Genomic DNA, 26285 nt, shown 5'->3' with positions numbered 1-26285 from the left:
TTTCATTAGTGTAGATATCTGTTCTTCAACTTTCATTGTTGACTCCCTAAGTAGTCAACTTTTTTCAGGACAAGACAGGCTTAAGAATAGACGAAAACAATCGATCAGATACAGTTTTTAAATAGTTGAAGATTTATGATTTGAGAAAGCCGTAATCAAAATCCTCAACGATATGCCCCTCAAAGCCGCTGGTGTTTTGAGAAATGGCATTTCTTTTTCTAAATTTTCCAACTCACCTTTATTCTATAGCGACGTTCTTTTTGCTAGACATCCAGAATGGAATTAGCTCTTCTTCAGTTTTAAAAATTTGAACTTTTCCGATAAATTCAACATCGTCAAGGTTGTCTAGTGTCACTTTTTCGTCATTGGAGAAAAAGAAATCGTACTTGCCGTCTTCTCTTTGCGTGATTCTTGCAATGTACTGAGTAGAGTCTAAATGTTGAGGCAGTTCTTTAATTGGTTTAACGATGTAGATGCCTGAGCCATAAAAATAATTTAACCACTTGTAGTAACCAAGCCACATGTTTTTGCGGACCTCTGGTAATAGCGAGTCATCTGTGGCGCATGTGACTGCCCATTGTTTTTTATCATTGACGCCTAGCTTTCTGAAGAGCTTCTTCATAGCCAACATGCACTCGACATTCTTGATGTCAGAGATTTTGTCACTGCTGATTAAAGGAATCTCGACATATCGTTGTTTTTGAAGCTTGCTTTTTCTTCTGCTGATTTTCATAAATTCACCATAATTCTGAAAATAACACTCTTCAAAATATAGCGCCGTTTGTCAAAAGACGTTGAACAATCTTATTTCAGAAGCGAATAATCAAAATCTTCAACGATATGTTCTTTGAAACCCTCTGTATGCTGAATAATCGCTTTTCTTTGCTGAGCGTGATTCTTCAGATACTTATTAAATGGGTCATCAAAGTCAACCACAAAACAAATGTTAGCTTGATTTTTCTTTGCACGCAGACCCCGACCTATTCTCTGTCTTAGCGCAATCTCTGCTTTTCCTGCGCTTGCGAGAATAACCATACCGACAGCGGGAACATCAACCCCAACATCAAGAATGGTTGAGCCAAGCAAGACTTTGATTTTCCCTTCTTTAAGAAGATTAATGGCTCGTTTTCTTTCTGCTTGGTCATCAGCGCCAATAAGAAGCTCATTGGAAATGCCAAGCGCATCAAGTTTTTGCTTAAGGACTTTTCCATGAGCAATCTGCTTAAAGAGAATCATTACAGTCAAACCGTGATTGATCGCTCGTCGTGCTTCATAAATTATGGCTTGATTGCGTTCTTCATTCTCAACAATACCGATTCGATAGGCAGGTTGCCAAGATGTTTTGGGATTAAGCATCTTTGGCTTCTGCTGAAGGTGCACAAACTTAAAGTAGGGCGTTGCAAGAATCCCGCAGTCAATGAGTTGTTTTTCGGTAACGGTGATCGCAACTGGCCCAGAAGAAGCCATAAGACGCATATTCATTTCCTGCGACTCTTTCATAAACGGGGTGCCCGTTAAAGCGAGTCGATAATAAGCGTTTGTGCAGTTTTTCAGTAGCTCAAACCAACCCGACGCTGAAGATTCATGAGCTTCTTCAAGAATGACAAACTCAAAGCGCTCAAGAATGTTTTTCATAAACGCTTGACGTTTTCTTTGAGTCGCTACTTCAAGAGGGCTATCCATTGGTGTTGGCTCTTTCAGATAAGAGTGAATCGTCTGAACGGTCGCTACTGTAAATCTCTTTAGAACCTTGGAGCCATCAGCAGTCTCAAAACCGAAATTACCGTCACCAATGACAGCTACATCAATGCCAAGATTGTTTTCGACATTCTCTTTCATCTGATACATAAGAATGGAACGAGTTGTCAGAAAGAGGGTGGGTCTGTTGATTGTCGCAAAAGCAATCATGGCTGAGTTCGTTTTCCCTGAGCCTGTCGCCGCTCGGCAAATGATCTGACCATGCTTTAAGAGCTTGTCGGTCACTGTGTACTGATACTCGTATCTCGGGTCATATTCATAGTTTCCGATTTTCGGTCTCATTTTCCCAAGCGGTTTTGGTAGTGCTTTCTTGTAAAGCTGAACTTCATAACCTGCTTGTCTGAGATTAGCGGCAACGAAATAAAAGAAGCCCGCAGGGAATGTTGCTTTTGAGAAATTGAAGAAAGAAGCTGTACCGTCCCATTTGTGCAGTTTGTAGGATGTCGTTTGTTCGTAACCGTCAACCATATAGGTTAGACAGCGGTTAACTTCAAGCATCGCTTTCTTATCAGCGTCTATCAATTTTGCAGTTACGGCATTCGTAACTATTTTTATCGTGTTGTTTTTACTTGACATTTGAATAATAATACCCTTATAATACAAAGTAAGCAGTTACTTATTATTATAACTTTAATTAATGCGGAACAATTTACAAGTACAACAAGTTCCAATAGAACAGCTGACTCCGAATCCCTACAACACCAATGTTGTCTCGCCAGCTAATGAAGAGAAGATCAAAGAAAGTCTGAAGCGCTTTGGTCAGTTTAAACCCATTCTCGTAAGAGAGTTTGAAGACTCATTTGAAATCATCGGTGGAGAGCATCGCTGGAGAGCCGCTCAAGAACTTGGCTTAAAAGAAGTGTCGGTTATTAATCTTGGCGCTTTAAGTGATGAAGATGCTAAGAAAATCTCGCTGATTGATAACGGTCGTTACGGTGAAGACGACGCATTCAGACTCTCGGAATTGCTGTCCAGCTTGGGCGATATTGATGATCTCTCTACTTACATGCCCTATACCGACAAAAGTCTTGAATCCCTGTTTGCCAACAGCTCCATTGAGATTGATGACTTGGAAGTTGACGAAGAAGAGCTTGCTGAAGAAACCCCAACAGAAAAACCTGTTCGGACACATGTCGTGATGCGTTTTAAGGTGCCGATTGAAGACTCTGGAAAGATTCAGAAAATCATTGAAAGAATCATGAAGGAACAGGGCTTCACCGAGAGCGACTCGCTTACAAACGCAGGAGACGCATTGGTCTATTTATGCAATGGAAAAGAAGAATAAAAAGAGCGACAGAAAGCCGCCTGAAGTACCCAAAGAAGTCAGTGTGGACTGTTTAGAGCCGCCTGACGAATACGAAGATCGTGAAGAGATCAGAAGACTTTTCGCAGAAGAAATAGAAGAAAGAGAAAAGGAACATGAGTTCTACAACTGGAACATCACTGGCGATTGAATTTTGGCCCATTGAGAAGGTCAAGCCTTATGACAACAACGTGAAGATTCACGGAGAAGAGCAAATTCGCAAGATTGCTGAAAGCATTAAGCGGTTTGGGTTTGATCAACCTATCGTTGTTGACAAAGATGGCGTAATCATCAAAGGGCACGGACGAAGCGAAGCCGCTCGTTATCTTGGTTTAGAGAGAGTGCCTGTCTTAGTTCGCAGAGACTTAACAGATGAAGAAATCAAAGCGTCTCGAATTGCGGACAACAGAGTGGCAATTTCAGACTTTGACACTGTCGGTCTGCAAAACGAAATCGCAAGTATCGACTTAGATTTGAGCGGGATTTTTGACAAGAAAGAACTGGCGTTCTTAGAGGCTGATTTAAGCGAATTTAAGCCCGAAGCAGTTTCTGAAGACCTTTACGCAGACATTGAGGCAAAGGCTACTGAAACGCAGGAGAAGATTATTGCGACTGATAAAGCCGCAGTCAAGATTCAAGACGCCCTTGGTTTTAAAACGATTACGGGCGAACAAGAAAGAATCGTTGCTCGATTCATGGCAAGAGTCGAGGGTACTACTGAGAAAGTTGGTGCCGAAGCGTTTGTTGAATTTGCCTCTAACTACATTAAATAAAGAATGACAAAGAAGAACACTACAGCCCCTGAAATTGAATCCCTTGAAGAAGATGAAGTGGATTTCGTAAGAGCTGAACTCCCGAAGATGGTCAAAATTGGTTATCAGTATTACGAAGTCAAGAAAATTTCAGATGGCGAACATTTCTTGAAGAACATGGACGGCGAAGTATTTGGAATGACCGATTACAAGCGGGCGACAATTTACATCGACGATCAGGTCAATGAAGTTGATGAAGCCAATACTTTGTTGCATGAGATTTTGCATGCAGTTCATTTCAATCACGGTTATGGCTATAAGAACGCTCAGCCCGAATGGACTGATGAAAACTTTGTCACTTCGGGCGCAAATGGTCTTTGTCAGGTTTTCCAGGACAATCCCGAACTGGTTGGCTACTTAATGATTAATTTGCACGCTATTGACGCTAACAGTCTGAAGCTTTATTCCGACAATAAAAGCGTTCAGTAAGCAAGATGAGTATCCAGAGACAAGATATGGCAGAAAGAACTTATCTCATCAACAAACATTTTTCGACCGAAGTGGAGAGAACCGAAAGAGTGCTTGAAATTGCAGAAGCTTTTGGTCTCGGCCTGGATGAAAAAGACTTTGTTGTTTTTGACAATTTGGAATTGAAGCTGAGAGACGGTGATGTGATTTACATTACTGGACAGTCAGGCTCTGGAAAATCAACAATTTTGAATGAGCTGAAAAAGCTCATGACTCAGGACGGTCTCAAGGTAGCGGACATCGACAAAACCTTGATGACCGATCAACCGATCATCGATCAACTTTGTCCAACCGTCAGTGAAGCGCTCCAGATTTTCTCTCTGGTTGGCTTGTCAGACGCTAATCTCTATTTGAGAAAACCAAAGGAACTTTCTGACGGACAACGCTATCGACTCAAATTGGCCAAATTGATCGAGTCAGGGGCGCAGGTGTGGTTTGCGGATGAGTTCTTAGCGGTACTTGATCGAGTCACAGCGAAAAATATCGCCTTCAATTTGCAAAAAATTGCTCGCAAATGTGGTGCGACTTTGATTGTTGCCACCACGCATACCGATTTGGTTGATGACCTCGCCCCTGACATCTATATCTTGAAGCGTTATCGAGAGCGAATTGATATTCAAAACGTTCACGATGACGAATATAAAAAAGTAGAAAGTGAATTTGATGACAAATAAGAAGATTTACGTGTTCACAAGTGTGACGTGTTCCCCATGTCGAACACTTAAACCCTTAATTACGGATTATGCCAATCTCAATGATGTTCCGCTGACGATTTTTGACATGGATGCGAACAGAGAAGAGTTTCTTGCACATAACGTTCGGGGCGTACCCACCATTCTGGTAATGGAAAACGACAAAGAAGTTGATCGTGTAATCGGTCATCAGACCTATTCCTCGATTGATCAGCTTTTTAAGAAGTGGAATTTAGTCAATGAACTATAAAGAATACGTTTCGTCATTCATAGAGATAGCGGAGGGTGTTAGTCCTATGACTAATTTTTTTGTTTGGCTGGCATTCCCGCTGGCGCTACTGGTTTTAACCGCATTCATCATTTTAAGAACGATTGGCGCTTTCTTTGTTTTTGCGCTTGCCTGGCTACTCGTCCCACCATATGTACTTTTTCGGTGTGTTAGAAGGTTCGTATGATTTTGCTTGATAACTCCGACGCATTTATTGAAAGACGAAAGGTGCCTGAGCATCCTCGTTTGTCGCTGATAGATCACATTTACGTTGAAAGGGGCGACATAAACGATTGGAATGAACTTCATGCTTTGCACTACAAAGCTGAAGTCTTGGGCATTGGTCCTCGCTTTTACCGCTGTATGCTTGGCGATCAGCTTATCGGCGTTGGAGTTATGACGGTTCCTCGCATGACACTTGCAGGGCGTAACGAGTTGTTTACGCATCTCAAGCCCAACGCAAACGGAAGAGACAATCGACTGATTAACCGACATAGAGCAATTTGGATTAATCATCACACGTGTACTAATTCCCGATTGGTTTTGGACACTATGTATCGTGGTGTGGGCATTGCTTATAGAATGCAGAACATCATGATGCGCATGACTGGCGTGGACTTTGTTGAGTTTCAGAGTTCAATGTCTCGTTTTAATCCCTTTGCTCAGAAAGCGGGAGTTGTATTTGCGCCGCCCAAGAGAACGTCCAATTACGAAGCTGGACTGAAGTGGTTTAGACGCTGGTTTAACTGCATTCCTGCTGATTTTGTCGCCGTGTATCAAGAACTCAATGAGATGAACGAGTTTGAGCGAGCAAAGTGCATTGAAGAGATGCGAACCTTTTATTACAAGCATTCTTCAATGGAAAAGAATGGGGACAACCGCTTGCGTGGCAGAACAAGAGTTGACTCTTTGAAGGTTGCTAAATTAATCAAAAACACCCAACAGTTGGTTTTCGCTTTTCCTCTGTATGGAGTTTACTTTAATCCTGATAAGGGAAGAACTGACCTCCCTGAAAGAATCCCAATTTCCGCCTTTGACCATCATCGCCTGGACGAGCCTTTAGACCTTGAGGTTCTAAAGACTTTAACGGAGAAGCTCTGATGCTTTTCATGCACCTTACCGAAAAACAGAAGGTGATAATTGAAACCATTCAGCAGTTCAAGAAAGAGAATGGAAGACCGCCCTATAAAAAGGAGCTGGCAGAAGCGCTTCCCTGGAAGCCAACGATTCACGCGCTTGCTTTTTCTGTTCGGTATTTGATTAAAAGGCTTTGTTTAACCAAAATTCCAGTTCCAGAAGGGGTGAAAATTGCTCGAATCAATTTTCAAGAAAGTCAGTGTCAGCTTATTGACGTTACTCCTTATGGCGAACATTGTTATGCGAATATGGGATTTGCATATGAAGAAAAAGCGACAGAAGAACAAGCTAAGAAGTTTATTTTTTCTCAAGAGGAGAGTGAACTTTTAGATCTGATCGACGATGTTGAAATTTCTTAGGGTTCTAAGAAAGAAGAGACACTGAATAACAACAATAAGAAATGGAAGTCGAAGAAAAAGAAACTAAAGAGACGACAAAATCAAAGTCGTCGTCAAGAAGTCTAAACGCCTCTCAAAAGAGACGACTGCGGGCTTTGTACGACACTGGCGAATTTACTGCCGCAGACATAGCGAAAGAACTTGGAGTAGATCGCCCAGTGGTGGACTCATATATCAAAAATCATGGCTTGATTAAGGGCGCAAGAGCTGATGAAGTTCAAAAGTCAGCCATGAACAAAGCAAAAACCATGGCTGAACAGGAAGCCACCCTGGTTGCTTCTCGCATTCGTGAAACCAAGGAAGAGCATTACAAAATGTCCATGGGTCTTGCAAAGCTTACTTGGTCTGAAGTAGCGCTTTGCAAACAAAACGGAAAGCCTTTTTCAACAATTGCGGCAAACTTGAAAGCCTTGGAGTTGGCCGCAAAAACCCTTGCAGTAACAAGGGCTGAACGCTGGACAGTGCTCGGTCTTGATAAAGATGATAAGAATACTGATGCACTGCCAGAACTTGTGCTGACTGAACTGACCGCAGATCAGATTGAGCAGATTAGAAATTATCAGGAAGAAGATTCGCTTGAACTGCCTGATGAAGAACTGAACAAACAATTTGCTCAGAGAAATAGCAATCTTATAGACACACAAGCACCTGACGACATCATAGGTGACGAAGAATGACAGAAGAAGAACTGAAGGTCAAGGAAGAAGAACTCAAGCAGAAAGAAATGGAGCTGGCTAAGAAAGAAGAAAAGAGAGTACTACTAGAGAAGTTGGACAGAATAGAACGTGACCTAAGAGCGTATGAGGCATATCTTTACTCTTGTTCTTACTCCCGTTCTCGTTCTAAGAGAGATTCGCTATTTGGTGAGTTTGTTGAGACGATAACGTATCCATTCAAGGGTGTTTTTTGATGGGTAAAGAAAAGCGAAGAATTAGTCTTTCACTTCATCCCAAACAGATGGAGGTTTATCAAGACACCCATCGTTTTAGGGTTGTGGTGGCGGGAAGAAGATGGGGCAAGTCGTACCTTTCTCGTATGGAAATGATTGCCCATGCAACTAAACCCAATCAGAAAATTTGGTATGTGGCTCCGACTTATCGAATGGCTAAGCAAATTATGTGGGGAGACCTTCTTGACGCTTTGCCCAAAGATTGGATTTTAAGAATGAATGAAACCAATATGATGGTGGAGCTTGTCAACGGTTCAAAAATTGAATTGAAGGGCGCAGATAAGCCAGATTCGCTTCGAGGTGTCGGCTTACACGGATTGATTCTTGACGAGTATCAAGATATGCGAGAAGAGACCTGGACTCAGGTTCTTCGTCCAACGTTAGCCGATAAAAAGGGGTGGTGTTTATTTATTGGAACTCCAAAAAGTTACAACGTTCTTTATAAGGCCTACAAATTAGGTCAGCCTGGAGGCGCCAAGGATTGGAAGTCTTGGCAGTTTCCCACCCTCACTTCTCCGTTTATTCCGTTAGCAGAGTTAGAAGCGGCCAAAAAAGATATGGACGAGAAGTCATTTCGTCAAGAATTTTTGGCTTGTCACCTCCCCAATACTAAAGTTCAACTTTGGGATGGCGGAAGCAAAGCAATTAAAGACGTTGAGAAGTGGGACGAACTTGTTCACCTTCAGGATGATGGCAGAAGAGTACCTTGCTATGTGACGGCTGTCGGCGTGACTGGCTCGAAGAAGATTATTTCAGCCGTTCTTGAAACAGGTGAAGTTGTTCGAGCAAGTGCCCATCACAAATTTAAGTTTGCGAATGAAGAGGTGAGGTTTGACGTTCTGAATAACATTGAGCGAAATCCTGTTATTTGGAGACCAACGACTCCTGAAGAGCACTATGCCGCCTTAGTTGGCTACAACACTGGCGACGGTACCTTGGTAGAAAAGACTGACCGTTACACCAAAGCTAACGGAGAAGTGAGCGAATATCATCGTTTAGGCGGAGCTTTTTATAGCAACGTTGAAAGTGATTTAGACAAGATTCTTCAGAGCTTAAATTATGTTGGTTTAGCCATAGGCGCAACGGTTTGTATGAAGAAGACTAAGCTTGAACGTGATTGCGGTTATCAGATTCAAATTAGTCAGTCTGATTCTGCAAGGCTCGTTAGTCTTGGCGCTCCGTTGGGCAAGAAGACGGCTCAGGTATTCGACGTTCCCGAATGGATTAAGAACGGAACAAAGGGTATTAAGAGAGCATATCTTGGTGCGCTTTTTGGAGCAGAAGGCGCAACACCTACAGTTTTAGGAGCATGTACAAAGAAGGGCCGACAGCCTTGTTTAATGATGGCCAAATTAAAGGGCGTTGACGGAATGACGTTCTTCAAGAGTTTGCAGAACTTGGCGAAAGATTTGGGAATTGAGACAACGGTTACTATCAACAATGTTCCAAGCTGTAAAACACATACGAATTACGTTCTCAGAATTGCTTCCAACAGCATCTTAGATTTCTATGAGAACGTTTCGTTTGTGTATTGTGATGAAAAAGCCAAATTAGGGTGGTTGTTCTCTCAATACATTCGAGCCGAAAAATGTATGGCTCAAAGTCGTATTGATACTGTTTTACAGGGAGTCGAAAAAGGCGAGACTTTTAGGGACATCGGCAAGAGACTTGGTTTGACGTATTCAGGCGCTAGCGCCCTGTATAACCGAATTAAAGCGGGTCGCAAAATTAACGCAGGTCACTCTTTCCCTGCCATTAGTGAATGGTTAAAGACAAGATGGTCTGAAGAAAGACAACTGCTGAGACTTGAAATTCTTGACAAGAAACTCTCAGAAGAACAAGAAGTCTGGAACATTACAGTCGATAGTCCAGATCATTCTTATCTGTTAGCTGATGGGACGAACAACTTCAATTCTTTTGAATCTATGGCGGGGCGTGTTTACTACCCGTTTTCCCGTGCAGTGCACATTAGACGATGCCCGTTTAATCCAGGTTTGCCGATTTGGGTTGGCATGGACTTCAATATTGACCCAATGTCTACTGTAATTCTTCAGCCTCAAGCAAATGGAGAACTTTGGGCCGTAGGCGAAATCGTGAAAATCGCATCGAATACAGAAGAAATGGCTCAGGCTATTGAGCAGAAGTATTACCGTTGGCAAGACAGAATTACTCTATACCCTGACCCTGCGGGCGGCGCAAGACAGCATGCACGAGGTGAAACTGATATTGATATTCTCAGGGAACATGGCTTTGATCGAATCAAATATCGCAGACAGCATCCGCCGATTGCGGACAGAGTGAACTGCGTAAACCGAATGCTTATGAGTGCAGAGGGAAAGATTCGTTTGTTTGTTGACCCGTCCTGCACGCACTTAATTAATGCTCTCGAACAAACACTTTATATCGAGGGTTCAAGAGATATTGATAAATCGGCCAACATTGAACACTGTGCTGATGCCCTCGGATATGCGATTGAAATCGAGTATCCGCTCAAGAAACTTAAAGTTGCTGGCTATTCTAGGTAAAAATGACTAATAATTTTGAACAAGCTGGAAGCGTAACTTACATTGACCCGCAAGCTACGACAACCAACGAAAATAATCCTTATAAGCGTCTCATTTCCCGAAGACATCCTCAGTACGAAGAAAGACTGATTGACTGGAACTTCTTTGAAGACACGTACCACGGTGGTAGAAAGTGGTTTGAAGACAATATCTTCAAATACATCAAAGAGGGCACAAAAGACTTTGAAGATCGACAGGAAAGGGCCTATAGATTCAACCACTCTCGTGAAGTGGTGGATTTGGTCACAAAGTATCTGTTCAAGCAGAATGTCGATCGAAGCGAAGATGCTCCCGAATGTGTGAAGCACTTTTGGAAGAAATCGACAAAATTTGGCGCAGATATCAACGATTTGGCAAAGCAGGTTGCTAAGAATACGTCAATTTACGGGCGCATTGGTATCGTCATCGATAACGAGAGCGTTACTGAGGGCGTTTTGTCTAAGGCTGATGAAAGAAAGAACGAGGTTCATCCCTATGCATACATCGTCACGCCGCAACAGATGCTTGACTATTCTTTTGATAATACGGGCGAATTGCGTTGGATTTTGATTCGTGAAGCGGTTCGTGATGACGACGACCCGTTTAAGTCCAGCGGCGAAGAAAGCTTTCAATATCGTCTATGGACAAAAGAAGCCTGGATGCTGTTTTCAACCAATAAACGTGGCGCAGTTGAGCTGATCGATCAGGGAAGTCACAATTTGGGCATGGTCCCTGTAGTTCTTGCCGACAATCTTTTGTCTGACGAAGAATACGGCTCTCCAAGTATGCTGAATGACATTGCGTTCTTAGATAGGGCTACCGCCAACTATCTGTCGAACTTGGACGCTATCATTCAAGATCAGACCTTCTCTCAGTTAATCATGCCGACTTCGGCAATCGGCGCAGATCAAGAAGCGCAAGACAAACTAATTGAAATGGGCACTAAGAGAATCTTCACGTATGTTACGGATGGTTCTTCTAAAGCCCCTGAATACATTTCTCCTGACCCTAAACAGGCTCAGTTGATTTTAGAAGTTGTGAATCGCATTGTCAGCGAGATTTATCACACTGTAGGTCTCTCAAGCGAAAGAACGAACAAAGACAATGCGGTGAGTAAAGATAACAGTTCAGGCGTGGCGAAAGCATACGACTTTGAACGTGTGAATGCCTTGCTTACAGCAAAGGCGGACAGTCTTGAAGTGATTGAAAACAAGATTGTCAAAATTGTGGCACTTTGGTGCGGTGAAGCAGTTGACAGCGAGGCTAGCGACCACAAGAGAATCGTGTGCTATCCCGACAATTTTGATACTCGTGGACTTTATGACGAGTTCGACATTGCCTCTCGCTTGATGCTGATTGATGCTCCTGACACCTTGCGGCGTGAGCAGATGCGCTCATTGATTACAAAACTGTTCCCCCTCTTGAAGAAGGAAGTGAGAAATAAAATCGAAAGCGAGTTAAAAGAATGGCCGCTTTCCGTTGAAGATTTGATGAACAACTCTCCAACACTCAGAACAGCTTCTAATAATTTAAGAGACCCGACGCACACCATCTATAAGACTCAGAGCGGAAGAGGTGATGCGACGAGAGATGCAGACGGTTCTGCAATTGATGAAAAACGTCCCATAGCCAATAGGCGTCAAGGGCAAGTTACCAAAGATACTGAATAACAAAAAGTCGAAGAGAATCGACAAGGAAAACAATGACTACAAAATTTAAGATTTTTGCTGGAAGCGACGGTACTTCCTCTGAAACAACAGTTTCTGAAACTCAGAATGCGCAGACTACAGTTGAGGAAGCTCAGTCTGCCAAACAGGAAAAGCCTGTTAAGGTTGACGAAACCAAAAAAACTGATGAACAGAAGCATGGCATGAGCGAAGCCGATCATAAACTTCTCAAAGACATCATGAAGAAGAAAGAGGAGCTGACCTCTGCTAAGGCTGAGATTGCTGAACTCAAGAAGACTGTTGAAGCAATTGAAAGTCTCGGTGGCTTGGAAAAACTCGCAAGCATGATTCATGCAGAGGAAGACAAGCAGAAGAAAGAACTCGAAGCGAAAGGCGAATGGGATAAACTCAAAAAACAGATGAGCGAAGACCACGCCAAAGCAATGGGCGAAATTCAGAAAAAGCTCAGCGAAGTCAGTGCTCAGTACGAATCCAGTCAGAAACAGATTGTTGAGCTGACTATCGGCGCTCAGTTCAACAACTCTCAGTACATCGCTAAAGAACTTGTTTTGACACCGAGCAAAACACGCATTGTCTATGGCGAATACTTTGATCTGGTTGACGGTCAGGTTGTCGGCTACGACAAACCTCGCGGACAGAAGGGACGCACCGCTTACATTGATCAGTATGGGAACAATCTTCCATTTGATGCGGCATTGGCTAAGATTGTTGAAGCCGACCCCGATGCAGAATCTATGATGAAATCGAAAATGAAAGCTGGCGCAGGTTCTTCTTCAAAGATGAGTTCTGCTGTACCACCTCAGCAGGGAACAACTGCACAGGATAAGATTCTTAAGGGTCTTAGCTTAATTAAATAAATTTTGTTTAAAATCAACTATACCACTTGACAAATTAAATGTTTTGTGGTATAGTTACCCTATAATTATGCTGACGCATAATTCTTTCACACAGGGTCTACTTCTGAACGGATTTAGACCACAGTCTGTTCAGGTGTTGACCCTGAAAAATCAGTCTCGACCTAAAGCGAAATAGGCAAAGACCAAACAAGTCTTTTTAAGGAAAATAATAAAAATGCCTTTACTTCGTGCTGAGTCCGAAAAGCTTTCTAATAATCAGCTTATTTCTGGCGTAATTGACGAAATTATTGAACGGGACGATCTTTTCTCCGTTCTTCCTTTTACTCGTGTTAACGGCAAGGCTTATGTCTACAACCGTGAAAACACACTTGCTGGCGCAGATTGGTTAGACCCAAATGAAGTCGTGAACGAATCTGCTTCTACATTCACTGAAGTTGTTGCCAAACTTCGTATTCTGATTGGCGACGTTGACGTGGATAAATTCCTTCAGACAACACAGTCTGATCACAATAATCAGCTTGCCATTCAGATTGCTAAGAAGGCAAAAGGTATGGGTCGTGAATTCAGCAAGGTGCTGATTCAGGGCGACTCTGCCGTTAACGCAAAACAGTTTGACGGCGTGGCAAAACTCGTTACATCCGATCAGACAATTGACGGTAAAGCCTCTGCTCTTAACTTTGCAATGCTTGACGAACTTCTGGATAAAGTACCGAATGGTGCGGATATTCTGGTTATGAACCGTCCGACAATTCGTGCTTATCGTCAGATTCTTCGTGCTACTTCTGGCACTGACGCTGTAATGCAGATGCTTCCTGCTTTCGGTCATCCGATGCTGGTTCATCAGGGAATGCCGATTCTCATGAACGAGTTTATCCCGATGGGCGAAGACGGAACTTGCCAGATTTATGCCATTCGCGCAAACGAACTGGATGGTCTCCATGGTCTGTTTGGTGGCGATAACGCTGGTATCGTCGTTGAAAATCTTGGCACTGTTCAGAACAAAGACGCTATTCGTACACGTCTGAAATGGTATTGCGGCCTTGCTCTTAAGTCCACTAAGAGTCTTGCCTGCCTTAAGAACGTTCAGATCGGCGCTGGCGCCTAACGTTTAAGAAGTTATCCAATGAAAAGGGCGGGAAACTTCCCGCCTTTATTTGAATGAGCAGTATGAAACTGAAACTGACGCAAGATGGTCTGAAAAACTATACAGGTCATCTTTTAACCATTCCCTTTGTAAAAGGCGTATCCGCTAGAGACGTCACTCAGAACGAAGCAGTGAAACTCTCGGCGATTATGTCTTGCGCTTGGGAAGACGATTCTAAAGTTTCTCGTATTGTTGATAACTCAGCAATTCAAGCTCCAATTGGACGTGTAACTGCCGATGTGTTTGTAAGAACAGAAGTTGTTGGCGGCAATGATGCGGAACACCCCGTGTTTATTCGTCATGAAGAAAAACCGAAAGAAGCAACGACAAAGACGGTTGTTGAAGTTCTGCCTCCTGCTGAAGAAGTTCCTGAAGTGATTGTTCGTTACACACGTGAAGAGCTGGAAGAAATTGCTGACAAAAAGGGCATTAACGGCTTAAGAGATATTGCCGCCCCGTTAGGCATTCGAGATACCTCTATCAGAAAACTTCTTGACAAAATATACGCTGTAGCTGGCAAAGAATGAACGTATACATCTCGGGAAACACAGTTGAGTCTGTCATCGCATTAGAAGATGACGCAGGAAACCCAATTGTCGGAGTAAAGTCGGTTGTTTATCGAATTATTGATTCGGAAAACAATGAGCTTCTTGGTCCGATGATTTATGTTCCTGATGGCGAAGACTATCCCGAGCCTGTAGAGCCAGTTGAGCCTGAAGAACCCGAAGAGCCTGAGGAACCAACAGAACCTACAGAGCCTGAAGAGTCTACAGAACCCGAAGAACCCTCAGAAGACATTTCTGCTCAAAGCGACGAAGTTGAAGTAGATGAGACGGAAGATGCGGGTGACGAAGAGCCTCCTTTGGAAGACGAACCAACAGAAGATGAGCCTGTAGAAGAGCCTGAAGACATCTCTGAAGTAGTCATTCTTACTGACGGCGAAATTAACACTCTGGCAGAAGAAGTGTGTCGTGATATCCGAATCATTTGTCTCAAAGTTACGACAGAAAGCGGTGGCGTTCTCAATCTCGAATATGTATATGGACTGACCGTTGCTGACCCGCTTGTTGTCGGCGTGAACTCTTTCATGACTTATCGTCAAGCTCAGAGACTGGCAATGGATATGTCAAAGCTCAGCAATTGGGATTTGATGCCGCAGAGTCAGAGAATCTCGGCCTTGATGGAAGCTAAAGCTCATATTTGCAGACTGAATTTCAACTTCGGAACTGTACAGCTTGATATGTCCAAACAAGATTATGTCGTTCAAGCCGCAGGGAAACCGAGATCAGTCAAAGTTGGTGACATTTTCGGAGTCTATGGCGACTCAGTAAAACTTGAAGATTTAGAGCCTGAAGACTTTGAAAAGCTCCCGCAGAAGTTCAAAGATGCTTTGATGAAAGCTCAACTTGCAGAAGCGGACGACGTATTGACGGTTGATTCAATTGCAGATAGAAGGCGACAGGGTTTAATTCTTGAAACTATCGGCGAAGTAAAACAGATGTTCTCAAGTGTACTTCCAGCTCAGACGGCAGTTTCTTCTCGTGCAATGAGCTACTTGGCCCGCTACTTATCAACAGGCAAAAAACTTGGAAGAAGTTAATGACAGATAAAATTCTTGGTGTCTACTTTCCTAAAGACGCAGATTTGTATGCTCAGAGACAAACAAACATTTATGAGCAGTTTTTAAAATCACTTGAGGCGGTGATTTTCAGCATTCGTGGCTCGAATGTTCCCATTACTCCAAGCGTCATTAAGAAAGCAGAAATCGAATTTGAGCAGAGAAAACAAGTTGCTCTTGATTTGCTAACTGAAGGTGATTTACTGTATCCATTTGAAGACGCAAAGGACTTAGAAACGCTGTATGAGCAGGAAAATAGGTTCTTTGAAGCAAATAAAGCGACGTTTCTTAGCGCATTAAAATTTGGCAGTCTTGATATTTACCATCTCTTTGAGGCCCACGGCGGTTTCGGGCTTTTAGCTCAGCAAAGATCAACAGAAATTAAATGGACGATTAGAAGCAAAAGAGGGGCAAGACTTGACGCTTGTCGAGCCTTCTATGTCAACCATAGAGATTTTGCCTATCAGACGTTTCTCGATATGATTGTTGAGGAAAATCCAGAAGCGAAATTGTTCACGGTCGACCTTGCATCTGCCCCTTTTGAAAAGACCGCAATTAAACGTACTGACTTGAAAGATAGAGACAGCGTTATTCGTAAACTTGTCTTTCATGTCGGTTCAAATAACTGGATTGCAGGAGCAAAGTAATGACGCTTTTTGTTCCGAATCAACGTTGCATCATTGTGAAGATGGGCGCAATGGACATTTACGGGCAAAAACACGTCGAGCGAAGAATCACAGAAAACTGTGCAATTCTCAAAGCAAAAAAGAATTCAACAAAATCCTCAGTGCGAGCAGATTCTTCAGCTTCACGAGGTAACGCCCAAGAAATTACAGCCGACTATTGGTTAATTCTTGAAAAAGATACCGAGGCTGACATTGATGATCTGATTGAGTTTAAAGGACTTCGATTAAAAATTATTGGGTTGCACGTTCGCTTTAGTATTCGTGGCGAACACGATCATACTGAAGCGCTTTGCAAAATTTGGAACGAAGCAGACGATGATTGATTTTTTAGCCCTCGCTGAAAGAATGGAAGAGAAAGGATGTGGAAAGTGCGCAAAAGACATTTTTGTAGACACTTTGCCCTCAGACTCATCCACTGGCACCGTTCTGCGTTCATCAATTTCAGGCGATAAGATTGATTATGAGCTTCCAGGTTTCATGAAAGCGACTTTTCGTCTCATTGTCAGAGCGGCGAATCATGCAGTTGGACAAGAGATGCTCCAAAAGGCAACTGATTCGTTGTACATCGAGCAACCGACAGTGGTTGGCAATATGAACGTTCGTATCTGCCGACCTATCACGTCGCCGATGGTCTTTCCTTTGTCAAACGGTAATTTGCGTGAATTTTCAGTGAACATGCGAATTATCTATGACGAAATTTCTTCAGAAGAAGAAAACAACTCTATTTCAACAACTAAGATAAAAAGAAGAAAAAATGGCAAGTAATACAAAAAATGTAAAACTTGGCGTGTGCCGTGTTTACTTCGGAGACAAAGAAGAAGACTTGGGCTATACGAAAGGCGGCGTGGACGTTTCTATTGCAACAGAAACTCATGAAGTAACCGTCGATCAGCTCGGCAATACACCAATTAACGAATACATCACGGCTCGTACCGCAGAAGTGACAGTCCCTCTGGCGGAAACAACTCTGGAAAACGCAGTCAAAATTATGCCTGGTGCTCAGCTTTTAACTGACGCTGAAGACACAACTAAGCGCTACGTTGATGTGCCGACTGGCACAGGTCTTTCTCTGATGGATTATGCTCAGAGACTTCGTCTGCATCCAATTGCAAACGCAGACGACAATCGTGAAGATGATTTAATCATCTATCGTGCCGCTACTCCTGGCCAGATGGATTACAGCTACAACCTTGACGAAGAACGCATCTTCTCTTGCACATTTAAAGCTTATCCTGATGAAGAAGGTAAGCTCTTTGCAATGGGCGATGTTACCGCTATGGCCAGCGGTCAGACTCCTCCTGATGAGGGCTCTGAAAATTTTAACCCTGCCGCCACTTACACAACACCTGTCAATAATGTTTTTGCCGCTATTCTTCACGATGCTTCTGAAACAGTAGCGGATGAAAACCTTTGTACTGACTATGCAGTGAGTGCTAAGAGTGATGGCGGCAAGCAGGTTAAAGTTGAAATTACCGCTAATGATCTAGTCAATCATGAAAACGGTCAGAACAGACTCGGTCACTGGGTTGGATTTGCGCTGGTTGCTCCTGACGGAGTAGATGGCTTTAAGTATGCTAAGGGGGCTAAAGCGACACTTGGTGGCGTAAATGCCCTTGAAGACAACGTTTACAACGGTGAACAGGGCTTCACAATGTACGTCGATCATACTGAAAACGGTATGGCGGACGTTGTTATTCAGCTTCAGTGGACTAAGGGCGGCGAAGATGAAGGTGATTTGACGTATTACGTCATTGACACTTCAAAGGTTGTTAACGCTTAAGTATGGCAAAGGCTCCTAAATATACTGGCAGTAGAGGAAGCAATCCCTATAAAAATCAGAAGGGTTGGGAGTCTTTGTATTTAACAATAGAGCGTCTCGAAAGCGACACGACTCGCACTGCTCGTGCACAACTTGAAAGCGAAGCCAAGAAAGTTGCAAAGATGGCTAAAAGAATGGCGCCAGTAGATGAATACAATCTTGAAGACGCCATTACTTTTCAGTCTGTTGGTCAGGGTGCTTATGGCAAACAAGGCCGAGATTCGAAAAGCAGATTTAATAAAAATGCCTGGACTATCGGCGTTGATATCAATGCCATGGCAGGAAACAAAAGAGTGGGCGACTACGCAATGCTTGTGCATGAGTATCTGCCATGGGGAACAACTGAAAAATGGCCAATGCCTGGCACAAATAAGCTCTGGGGTTTAGGTCCTAAATCTCTGGCCAAGCAAGCATCCAGTGGTATCGATGTCGGTGGCGCTTTTATGTATCGGGCGATGGAAGAGGTTAACGAGAGCGGTCTAATCAAAAGACGTGTTGTCGAAGCCATTGAAAAAACCATTGAGAGATTTGTCATTATGAAAAAGCAGAAACGCTTTTAGTTGACAATCACCCTTTTATCCATTAAAATAAGTAATCATTTACTTAAAATAGCTTTACATAATAACAATAATGGCTGGTTCATCTGATGTAAGAAACATCAAGTTAGGCGTTTGTCGAGTAATGTTCGGAGGCGTTGACTTGGGATATACCAAGGGCGGTGTGGATGTTTCTATCACTACTGAAACACACGAGGTAAATGTCGATCAATACGGTGACACGCCAGTCAACGATTTCATTACATCTCGAAGAGTTCAAGTAACAGTCCCTCTTGCAGAAACAACTCTGGAGAATGCCATTCAGATTATGCCTGGCGCTTCTTTGGTAGTTGATCTTGAAGATACCTCAAAAAGAAGAATTGAAGTCCCTACGGCATCAGGCACAAGCATGTTGGACATTGCAAAAGAATTAGTTCTGCATCCCGTAACAAACGAAACATGGGAAAGAGAGGACGATTTTGTTCTGTACAAGTGTGCAACTTCGGGCACTGTTGAATTTAGCTACAAACATGATGAGGAAAAGATTTTTCCCGTCACGTTCAAAGGTTATACCGATGACAGAGGCAGGTTATTTGCCATGGGAGATATTACTGCCACTGCATAGTGTTATGTGCGGATTGCGATAATAAGAAAGAAAAGGGCAATCTGCGCATTTTCTTAATCTCACCTTTTCAAAAACAATGACAAAACTTTTAAACATTGACACAATTGCTCCTCTTGTAAAAAAAGAGATCATTCTGAATAGAAAAAAATATGCTGTAAAAGCAACTAGCGTGCAGCTTTTCTTAGAAATCGCCGAGTTTGAAAAACAGACTGCAAATATTGACACGGTTCAAGAACAGATTGGAGCAATGATTGCTTTAATTAGAAAGTTTATTCCCGACATTTCCGAAGAAGTTCTGTTGCAAGCATCAGCTGTCCAGTTAGGAACAATCATTCGTTTTATTAGAAACGACGCTGACGAAGAATCGACCGAAGATGAAAAGGTTGAGGCCGAAGCAAAAGAAGGTACGACTGAAGCGGGAAAGTAACAACACCGACAATTGAAAGTATCGATTTCGGATACTTCTTTTGTCGGGTGATGCACTTCTATGGAATCGGCTATAAGGAATTGCTTTCCTTGCCGATTCGTTTTTTTTGGACGCTAGTTTCAAATATCGAAAGAATTCAAGCCTCTTTTGATGTTCGGAGTTTGAGCATTCAGCATGTTGCGGTGGCAACGGGCATGGCAGGAGGAGAAGGGGTCAAGCAATTAAGGGATAGCCTCGTGCTTCAAATTGGTGAAGTTCAAAAAGTAAAAATTGACCCAATGAGTGAGCGTTTGAATCGTAATCAGATTGATGACTTGAAACGCACTATTCGCAGACAAAACAAAAATAATAAAAAATAGGCGAGCAAATGGCGCAAATTGATTCTCTGACAATTTCTCTTGGACTTGACGCTTCGCAATTTAAAAACGAAACCAAAAGCTCCAAACAGAAAGTTGCTGAACTAACAGACGAGTTTAAAAAGGTTCAAAAGGCTGGACAAGAAGCGGCAGACAACTTGAGCTCGCATTTTAGTAAGACAGCTAAGCAAGTTGAAGCGTCGGCAAAAAGAATCAAGAAAGAGTTTGAGAATGTCCGAGAGGGGACATTAGATACAACTGTTCAAAATCTTCAAGTTGTTTACGCTCATGGCCGAAAGACAAACCCATACCTAAAGGGCGGTGCTAAAAAATCTCTTCTGCGAATGGACGACGATAAGTCGCTCGCAAGAATGAAAGAGCTTGTTGACAGTCTGAAAGGGGGATACGCTAGTTTTGCTGGGCAAAGCGCAGAAATATTAGCAAAAGCCAAAGGGGTTACTACTGAGTATAAGAAGCAGAGACAGCAACAGTTAGCTCAATTACAGCTCTTCGACGACATTCAAAAGAAAGAAAAAGAGCGTAAGAAGCTGATGGCTGAAATTAGACAAGATCAAGAAGCCATCAACAAAATTCGCTCTGTAACGCCCAAATATGCTAATCGAGCCGATTATCAAAAACTCGAAAAGAGACTGTTAGCTAATCAGAGACAGCTTGCAACCGAAACTGCCTACATCGACAATATAAAAAAGTCCAACGAATATCAAGTTGGACGCCTATTGGCGAAACATTTTGGGGTTCGGTACCTTTCTGAACAGGAAATTGCTCAAGCAAGACTTGTTGAGGAAAATAAGAAAGCTGGCAAGCCTTATACCCCGCTCAGCAAGAAAATCGAAGAAAAAATTCGAGGTCTGGGTTCTGTCCAAAACTTACAGTCTGGAATTCTTGGTTTTAAAAACGAAGAAGCGGCAAAAGGTTTCGCTCTTACAAGCGCTATTCTTTTAGACAATCAAAAGCAGAGCGTCAGATTACAAAAGCAAGCTGAGATAAGCCAAAAAAAACTAGCAAAAGAGCAAAGACAGGAGTTGCGTGACCAACAGCTCAAAACTAAAGAGCAGGAAAAACAGCTGAGACTGTTAGAGCGTCAGCGCTACTATCTGCAACGCGACATTCATCATGGCTTGTCTGATTTGCTGATGTATGGCGGTGGAGCTTTTCTCGGAGATAGAGTTCTTAGAGGCTCTTTTGATTCTGTAGCAAAACTTCAAAAAATGGAGTCCCAAGTTGACACTTGGAACTTAAATACAAAAGACAGAAGACAGTTTGATGTTATTGCCGACAGAATTCTTAAATCTTCGCCTTTGTTGTCCAGAGCAGAAGCTATTGACGCAACTCTTGCTGGCATGACTTCAATGGGTCATTTTGACCCTGACTCATTGAAGATGGTTCTTCCTGAAGCAGTGAAATATGCTCAGGGTAGCAAGATGCTTGGTTATTCAAATGACACAATTGCCAACATCATCAAAAACTACTTCGGTGTTGTTGAAGCGAGACAGCAGACTCTTGACCCTTCGGCCATGTTAAAAACGTTCAAAACACTTTGGCAGGTTGAGAACGTTACGGGCGGTAAGGTCACGGTTAAAGACTTTGAAACGATTCTTCGTAACCTAGGTCCAGGCGCTCCGCTGATGAGCGACCAAGGTTTATTAAACCTCGTTGCTTTTGCTGAACAGATTAAAGTCGCTGGTCATGGCGGTGGCGGTGGTGCGGGCGCAGGCATTTCCACAGTTGGTAACTTGATTAAGATGTTGCAGTTAACAGCTTCGGGCAAACCAACATCTATCTCTGCCAAGAAGATGATGTCTGAGCTATTTAACATTACGCCAGATGGGAAGTTGTCTCGCCTAATGGACATGGAAGTTGACGGAGGAGCAACTCAAGGCGGCATCACGTTCGTTCAGGCCATGAGCAATATGAAAAACATTGCTCAGCAAACAATGGAGATTCTGGGCGGCGCTGATAAGGAAATTGCCAAAGCAGGTTTTAAAGATAAGCAGGGTATGTGGGACGACCCTGTTAAAACCATGGGCGCAATGCGTGAAGCGTTCTTGCGTGGCACTTATCTTGATAGAAATGGTAAGTGGGATGAAAAGAAGGCCCGAAAGTTCTATCGTGACGATCAGATTGACAGTAAAAACAAAACTCTAAAGAACGTCAATGTATTAGACGAACAGAAAGCGATTACATCTTTAATTGCTCAGATGGGTTTCCAACACCGTACCACAACGGCTATGGCAACCTTTATGAACCCATTCTTTCTGAAGCGTTCTGGCTACACAATTGAATCTGCTCAAAAACAGATGGACCCAATGGAGTGGTTTCAGCAACAGTACGCAAAAGGAAACTGGAACGTCGCTTCGCAAGAGTTTACAGTCGCAATGACAAGACTCGGAGAGTCGATGAAGCCGATCGTTGCAGACTTTGCAGACCTTACTCGTTCTGTTTCTAAGTTCATTACTGAGATCGCTGAATTTAACGAAAGTCACCCGCTATTAACAAGTCTGAACGGCATGTTAGCGGCCACAGTAGCTCTTGCTCCTGCAATTGGCATGGTTGCGATGGCCTTTCAACGTTTAAATAACGTTGCAAGGGGCAAAATGGAGCTGAAAAGTCTTCAAGAGCAAGAACAAAAAAAGAATTGGCGTAAAGCTATGGACAGAAGTTGGGGAGTGACCTCAAACTTTGGTCCAATTTCTCCCGAAATCGAATCAAAGAGATATTTCAACTCTCAAATTCCAACTGCATATCAAGAAATAGACGCCTTTTGTTCTAAGGTAAACGGTCGTATTTTCAAGCTTTACACTTCTGTATCTAAAATCGTTACCAAAATTGGCGGCTTGTTCTTGAGAATGTTGCCGATGGTTGGCACTGCCTTATTAGCTTTTGACTTAGGTTCTATTGTTGCTTCTTGGTTTGCCGACATTGAAGTAAAAATCGATGGCGAATCAAAGCGTATCGGCAATATTATTGAAGAAAAGCTGGATAAGCTGAAAGCCAAATGGAAAGCTCATAGCATTTTCCAGGAAGAGCAAGATAAGGCCAACAAAGCAACTCAGAAACAGCATGAAACCGTTGACCTTATTGAAAATACAAAGAATTTAATCGGGGCATACTACGGTGGCGAATTTACCGAAGCGCTAAGAACTAAGGTCAAGAACGGAGAAAGCGTTTCAGCAGTTGGTTTGACGGGGGACGATCCTCAGACTAGCTATATTGGAGCAAATAACGAGTCAGTACAGGATATTGTTGATCTTTTGACGAAGAAGGGTTTTCTGCGTGAAGACTTTAACATTCAAGACATCAACCAACAGACCGTGCTCAAGGAGTTAATAGATGCTCTTGGGAAACTTGAACGCTCCAATTACGACCTGAAGACAGAAATTGCTCAAGCTAACGGTAAAGCAAACTGGAAGTACGTCAAAGAAGATAAAGATGGCTATGTTCAGTTTGAAAAGACCGCTAATTTTGAACTAGGTGAAAAACTTGGCGATATGTTTTCCAACTATGTCGCTAAAAATCAGAAGGCGGTAGACAACCTTCTTAACGGGACAATTCGCTCCTCCTTCTTTAATCCCGCAGGCAATGACAAAGAATACGAGTACAAAAACCTTCTTGATTATCGAGAAAAGGTTCTTAAGTTCAATGCCGAAACAGACGAACAAAAAGAGAAGAAAAAGGCTGAGCTGGCTCGTGTAGATGCCCTGATTGTTGAAGCAACCAAGGAAGAATATGAAGCGTTTACCGAGCTTACTAAAACAGTAAAAGACAACGAGAAAGCTTTATATGCATTTTCTGAGCTTTTGAGCGAACTGGTGAGCAGACAGCTTCTAAAGACAGGTTTGACTTCTTTGGAGAGCGATAAGATCGGCACTGAAATACGTGTTGACGGAACGCTTCAAGAAAGTATTAAAAATGGTGGCGGTTCAATTGTTGTCGATACTAGTAAGTTATTTTTTGCTGATAATCCGCATATTGTTTTAGACAAAAATGGGAAGAAGGCTTATAAAGAGTCCCCATTTACAGACTTAGCTACTCCCAAAGACAAAGGCACTCCGCCGTCTTATTACGTTCCTCAGAATGTTAAGTTCTTAAATACTCTTCAAGCTCAGATTGAAGAAGGTAAAGCCAATACATTGTCTCTGCTGGCGGGACAAGGCAAGAAGGGCATGGATTATGCCAGAGCAGTTGTCTTGCAGAAACTTCTTAACGGAGGTCTTTCTTTAAGTAATAAGAATCCGCAAGATTCTCCTTATCTTATTGATAAGAAGAAGGGATTGTCGGCTGAAAATGTTGATTGGAATAAGAAAGACCCTGTAACTAAAAAGACTCTTGGCGAACTCGCTGAGATGAAATATTTAGCTGAGCAATTTAAATTAGCAGAAAACGCCGCTTCTAAATTTGCTCAAAGTTCTGCAAAAGCCGAAGAGGATTTAGATGTCGCTTCTGAATTAGTAGCAAACGGTGGTGTTGAAAAACTTCCGACTGCCATCACTTCTTTAAATAGAGAAGTTGCCAAATTTCTTAGTCAGCTTGACCCCAAGTCTCCGATCTATGAACAAATTAAAAAGATCACAAATGAAATAAAGCTAAATACCGCTAGTGCAGAGTTAATGAAGAGCACATCTTCGAGAATGATTGAAAACAAGAATCTCGAAGCTGAAAGACGTGCTTATGGCATGAATTCAACTCAAGCTAGTTGGGAAAAATATCAAGCTGACAAAAAACAAAAATCGGATAATTTTGAACACGAAATAGCTAATCTCGAAGATCAAAAAGCAGAAGCCCAAAAGAGAGGCGAAGACGTTAAAAAGATCGAAGACAATATCGTAAAAGCCAGAGAAGTCTTCAATCAAAATATGTTTGAGCTTGACCAAAAGTGGCTTAGAGATAATGAAACGGTTGGACAAAGTTTAGTCAGACAATGGACTGATCTCTCTAGCGCTTTGGACAACATTCAGTCAGAAATGATGTCGGGATTTATCGACATGACTGAAGAAATGCTGGACGGAAATCTCGATTCTTGGAGGGACTACGCTTATAAGCTTCTGACTCTTATTAGAAGGCAGATTCTTCAGGGCACGTTTGCCCCGTTACTCTCTATGATTAGCGGAACGATAAACAAAGGCATAGCTACTTTATTAGGCGACACAAAAGAAGCAGATAGACAAGATGCAAGTCTTCAGAATTCTGGCAACGTTGGTGTCGGCATGCTTGGTAACGGCTTTTATTCGGCTTTCGGCGGAAAGGCAATTCAAGATTTAATTCTAAGCAAAAATAAATCAAAAGCTACAACGGGGGTTGACTCTAATGGTGTTGAAACCTCTTATACAGGGTCCATTGACGACGGCACCTCTTCGTTGCTAGTTACTGCCGCAAGTGGAGAGGAGCAATCAACTTGGTGGGATTCCTTTACCACTTCTTTTTCTGAAGGATGTGGTTCTCTTTGGAACTCAACGAAGGAAATATTTTCTTGGATGGGAAACGGGATTTCCTCTCTCGCAGATGGGTTCATGGAACTTTGTGGAAGCCCAATTGAATGGCTTAAGAATGCTTTTTCGTCTGCCGCAAATGTGATTGTTGAGTTTATCGCTTCTTTATCTGCAAATAGTTCGGCAAAGGCAGTCACAGGAATAATTACCTCAGTGATTGGCGCTGTTGGCGGTGCTGTTGGCGGGAGTTCAGGGGCGTTTGCAAACGGTTCAGCTGGAGCTACAGGCGTTTCGATGGGCAGTACAGCTGGCGTGGGAATTAAAGTTCCAGATGCTAGTAGTTGGGGTTGGCAACCAAGTTCATTTGCTAATGGTGGCATTATGACCTCGAACGGAGAAATTGATTTACGCAAATATGCCTCTGGTGGCGTCGCAAATTCTCCACAATTAGCTTTGTTTGGCGAAGGCTCTATGCCAGAAGCATTTGTTCCTCTGCCTGACGGTCGTTCAATCCCTGTTTCATTTAGAAATAACGGCGGTGTTTCTGAGACTGCTGGTGGTAATCAAATTAGCATTGTCATAAATGTTAATAACACATCAACAACAAGTTCTTCAGAGTCTTCTTCTACCGACGCTACTCAAGCAAGTAAGGATGCTTCCGATATGACAAAACTTGCGAATCGAATTAAAGCTATTGTGAAGCAAGAAATCGTTGTTCAATCTCGTCCAGGTGGACTTTTAGCACAATCATAGA

Annotated in this window: 27 protein-coding genes; 25 read left to right on the top strand and 2 right to left on the bottom strand. The window is 42.7% G+C overall.

Annotation, left to right across the window (positions count from 1 at the left end):
* Positions 1-238: 238 nt before the first annotated feature.
* Positions 239-733, bottom strand: coding sequence for a hypothetical protein (locus E5987_RS04250; RefSeq protein ID WP_160334849.1), 495 nt, complete (start codon positions 731-733; stop codon positions 239-241).
* 71 nt (positions 734-804) lie between these two features.
* A complete protein-coding gene (locus E5987_RS04245; protein ID WP_160334848.1) occupies positions 805-2256 on the bottom strand; it encodes a DEAD/DEAH box helicase in 1452 nt (483 codons plus the stop codon).
* A gap of 139 nt (positions 2257-2395) precedes the next feature.
* On the opposite strand from E5987_RS04245, the gene E5987_RS04240 reads away from it, so the two are divergent.
* From E5987_RS04240 to E5987_RS04115, 25 genes are all read left to right on the top strand, one after another.
* Positions 2396-3043, top strand: a complete 648-nt coding sequence (locus E5987_RS04240; protein ID WP_160334847.1) for a ParB/RepB/Spo0J family partition protein — start codon at positions 2396-2398, stop codon at positions 3041-3043.
* Positions 3027-3212 (top strand): hypothetical protein, encoded by a 186-nt coding sequence (locus tag E5987_RS04235; protein ID WP_160334846.1) that lies wholly within the window; start codon positions 3027-3029, stop codon positions 3210-3212. Before E5987_RS04240 ends, E5987_RS04235 begins: the two co-directional genes overlap by 17 nt.
* Positions 3178-3834, top strand: a complete 657-nt coding sequence (locus tag E5987_RS04230; protein WP_160334845.1) for a ParB/Srx family N-terminal domain-containing protein — start codon at positions 3178-3180, stop codon at positions 3832-3834. Before E5987_RS04235 ends, E5987_RS04230 begins: the two co-directional genes overlap by 35 nt.
* Positions 3835-3837: 3 nt before the next feature.
* A complete protein-coding gene (locus E5987_RS04225) occupies positions 3838-4302 on the top strand; it encodes a hypothetical protein (RefSeq protein ID WP_160334844.1) in 465 nt (154 codons plus the stop codon).
* A gap of 26 nt (positions 4303-4328) precedes the next feature.
* Positions 4329-5015, top strand: coding sequence for an ATP-binding cassette domain-containing protein (locus E5987_RS04220; RefSeq protein WP_160334843.1), 687 nt, complete (start codon positions 4329-4331; stop codon positions 5013-5015).
* Positions 5005-5283: a thioredoxin family protein gene (locus E5987_RS04215; protein ID WP_160334842.1), complete on the top strand. Its 279-nt coding sequence runs from the start codon at positions 5005-5007 to the stop codon at positions 5281-5283. Before E5987_RS04220 ends, E5987_RS04215 begins: the two co-directional genes overlap by 11 nt.
* Before the next feature lie 201 nt (positions 5284-5484).
* On the top strand, positions 5485-6402 hold the full coding sequence (locus E5987_RS04210; RefSeq protein ID WP_160334841.1) for a hypothetical protein: 918 nt from the start codon (positions 5485-5487) through the stop codon (positions 6400-6402).
* Positions 6402-6797, top strand: a complete 396-nt coding sequence (locus tag E5987_RS04205; RefSeq protein WP_160334840.1) for a LexA family transcriptional regulator — start codon at positions 6402-6404, stop codon at positions 6795-6797. Before E5987_RS04210 ends, E5987_RS04205 begins: the two co-directional genes overlap by 1 nt.
* Positions 6798-6838: 41 nt before the next feature.
* A complete protein-coding gene (locus tag E5987_RS04200) occupies positions 6839-7513 on the top strand; it encodes a helix-turn-helix domain-containing protein (protein WP_160334839.1) in 675 nt (224 codons plus the stop codon).
* On the top strand, positions 7510-7746 hold the full coding sequence (locus E5987_RS04195) for a hypothetical protein (protein ID WP_160334838.1): 237 nt from the start codon (positions 7510-7512) through the stop codon (positions 7744-7746). The genes E5987_RS04200 and E5987_RS04195 overlap by 4 nt, the downstream gene beginning before the upstream one ends.
* Positions 7746-10310 carry a phage terminase large subunit family protein gene (locus tag E5987_RS12915; RefSeq protein WP_202074545.1) on the top strand — a complete coding sequence of 855 codons (2565 nt, stop codon included), beginning with the start codon at positions 7746-7748 and terminating at the stop codon, positions 10308-10310. Before E5987_RS04195 ends, E5987_RS12915 begins: the two co-directional genes overlap by 1 nt.
* 2 nt (positions 10311-10312) lie before the next feature.
* The gene (locus E5987_RS04180) at positions 10313-11998 is read left to right on the top strand and encodes a hypothetical protein (protein WP_160334837.1); all 1686 of its coding nucleotides are present in this window, start codon (positions 10313-10315) and stop codon (positions 11996-11998) included.
* 32 nt (positions 11999-12030) lie between these two features.
* Complete coding sequence (locus E5987_RS04175) at positions 12031-12873, top strand: DUF6651 domain-containing protein (RefSeq protein WP_160334836.1); 843 nt, start codon at positions 12031-12033, stop codon at positions 12871-12873.
* A 214-nt stretch (positions 12874-13087) separates the two neighbouring features.
* Positions 13088-13978 (top strand): major capsid protein, encoded by an 891-nt coding sequence (locus tag E5987_RS04170; protein WP_160334835.1) that lies wholly within the window; start codon positions 13088-13090, stop codon positions 13976-13978.
* A 62-nt stretch (positions 13979-14040) separates the two neighbouring features.
* A complete protein-coding gene (locus E5987_RS04165; RefSeq protein WP_160334834.1) occupies positions 14041-14544 on the top strand; it encodes a hypothetical protein in 504 nt (167 codons plus the stop codon).
* Positions 14541-15617 carry a hypothetical protein gene (locus E5987_RS04160; RefSeq protein ID WP_160334833.1) on the top strand — a complete coding sequence of 359 codons (1077 nt, stop codon included), beginning with the start codon at positions 14541-14543 and terminating at the stop codon, positions 15615-15617. The genes E5987_RS04165 and E5987_RS04160 overlap by 4 nt, the downstream gene beginning before the upstream one ends.
* Positions 15617-16282, top strand: coding sequence for a hypothetical protein (locus E5987_RS04155; RefSeq protein ID WP_160334832.1), 666 nt, complete (start codon positions 15617-15619; stop codon positions 16280-16282). Before E5987_RS04160 ends, E5987_RS04155 begins: the two co-directional genes overlap by 1 nt.
* Positions 16282-16644, top strand: coding sequence for a hypothetical protein (locus tag E5987_RS04150; protein WP_202074544.1), 363 nt, complete (start codon positions 16282-16284; stop codon positions 16642-16644). Before E5987_RS04155 ends, E5987_RS04150 begins: the two co-directional genes overlap by 1 nt.
* Positions 16637-17086, top strand: coding sequence for a phage tail terminator protein (locus tag E5987_RS04145; protein WP_160334831.1), 450 nt, complete (start codon positions 16637-16639; stop codon positions 17084-17086). The genes E5987_RS04150 and E5987_RS04145 overlap by 8 nt, the downstream gene beginning before the upstream one ends.
* A complete protein-coding gene (locus E5987_RS12910) occupies positions 17076-18101 on the top strand; it encodes a hypothetical protein (protein WP_202074543.1) in 1026 nt (341 codons plus the stop codon). Before E5987_RS04145 ends, E5987_RS12910 begins: the two co-directional genes overlap by 11 nt.
* Before the next feature lie 2 nt (positions 18102-18103).
* Positions 18104-18700, top strand: a complete 597-nt coding sequence (locus tag E5987_RS04135) for an HK97 gp10 family phage protein (RefSeq protein ID WP_160334830.1) — start codon at positions 18104-18106, stop codon at positions 18698-18700.
* Between the two features lie 139 nt (positions 18701-18839).
* On the top strand, positions 18840-19301 hold the full coding sequence (locus E5987_RS04130) for a hypothetical protein (RefSeq protein ID WP_202074542.1): 462 nt from the start codon (positions 18840-18842) through the stop codon (positions 19299-19301).
* Between the two features lie 76 nt (positions 19302-19377).
* Complete coding sequence (locus tag E5987_RS04125; protein WP_160334828.1) at positions 19378-19728, top strand: hypothetical protein; 351 nt, start codon at positions 19378-19380, stop codon at positions 19726-19728.
* An 89-nt stretch (positions 19729-19817) separates the two neighbouring features.
* Entirely contained in the window at positions 19818-20087 is a 270-nt protein-coding gene (locus E5987_RS04120; RefSeq protein WP_160334827.1) for a hypothetical protein, read from the top strand.
* 8 nt (positions 20088-20095) lie between these two features.
* Positions 20096-26284 carry a hypothetical protein gene (locus E5987_RS04115; protein WP_160334826.1) on the top strand — a complete coding sequence of 2063 codons (6189 nt, stop codon included), beginning with the start codon at positions 20096-20098 and terminating at the stop codon, positions 26282-26284.
* The last annotated feature ends 1 nt before the right edge of the window (position 26285 follow it).

Origin of the sequence: Parasutterella muris, assembly GCF_009767915.1 — a bacterium.
GTDB lineage: Bacteria > Pseudomonadota > Gammaproteobacteria > Burkholderiales > Burkholderiaceae_F > Parasutterella > Parasutterella muris.
Note: the sequence above shows the minus strand (reverse complement) of the source record. Positions and strands in the feature narration are given on the sequence as shown.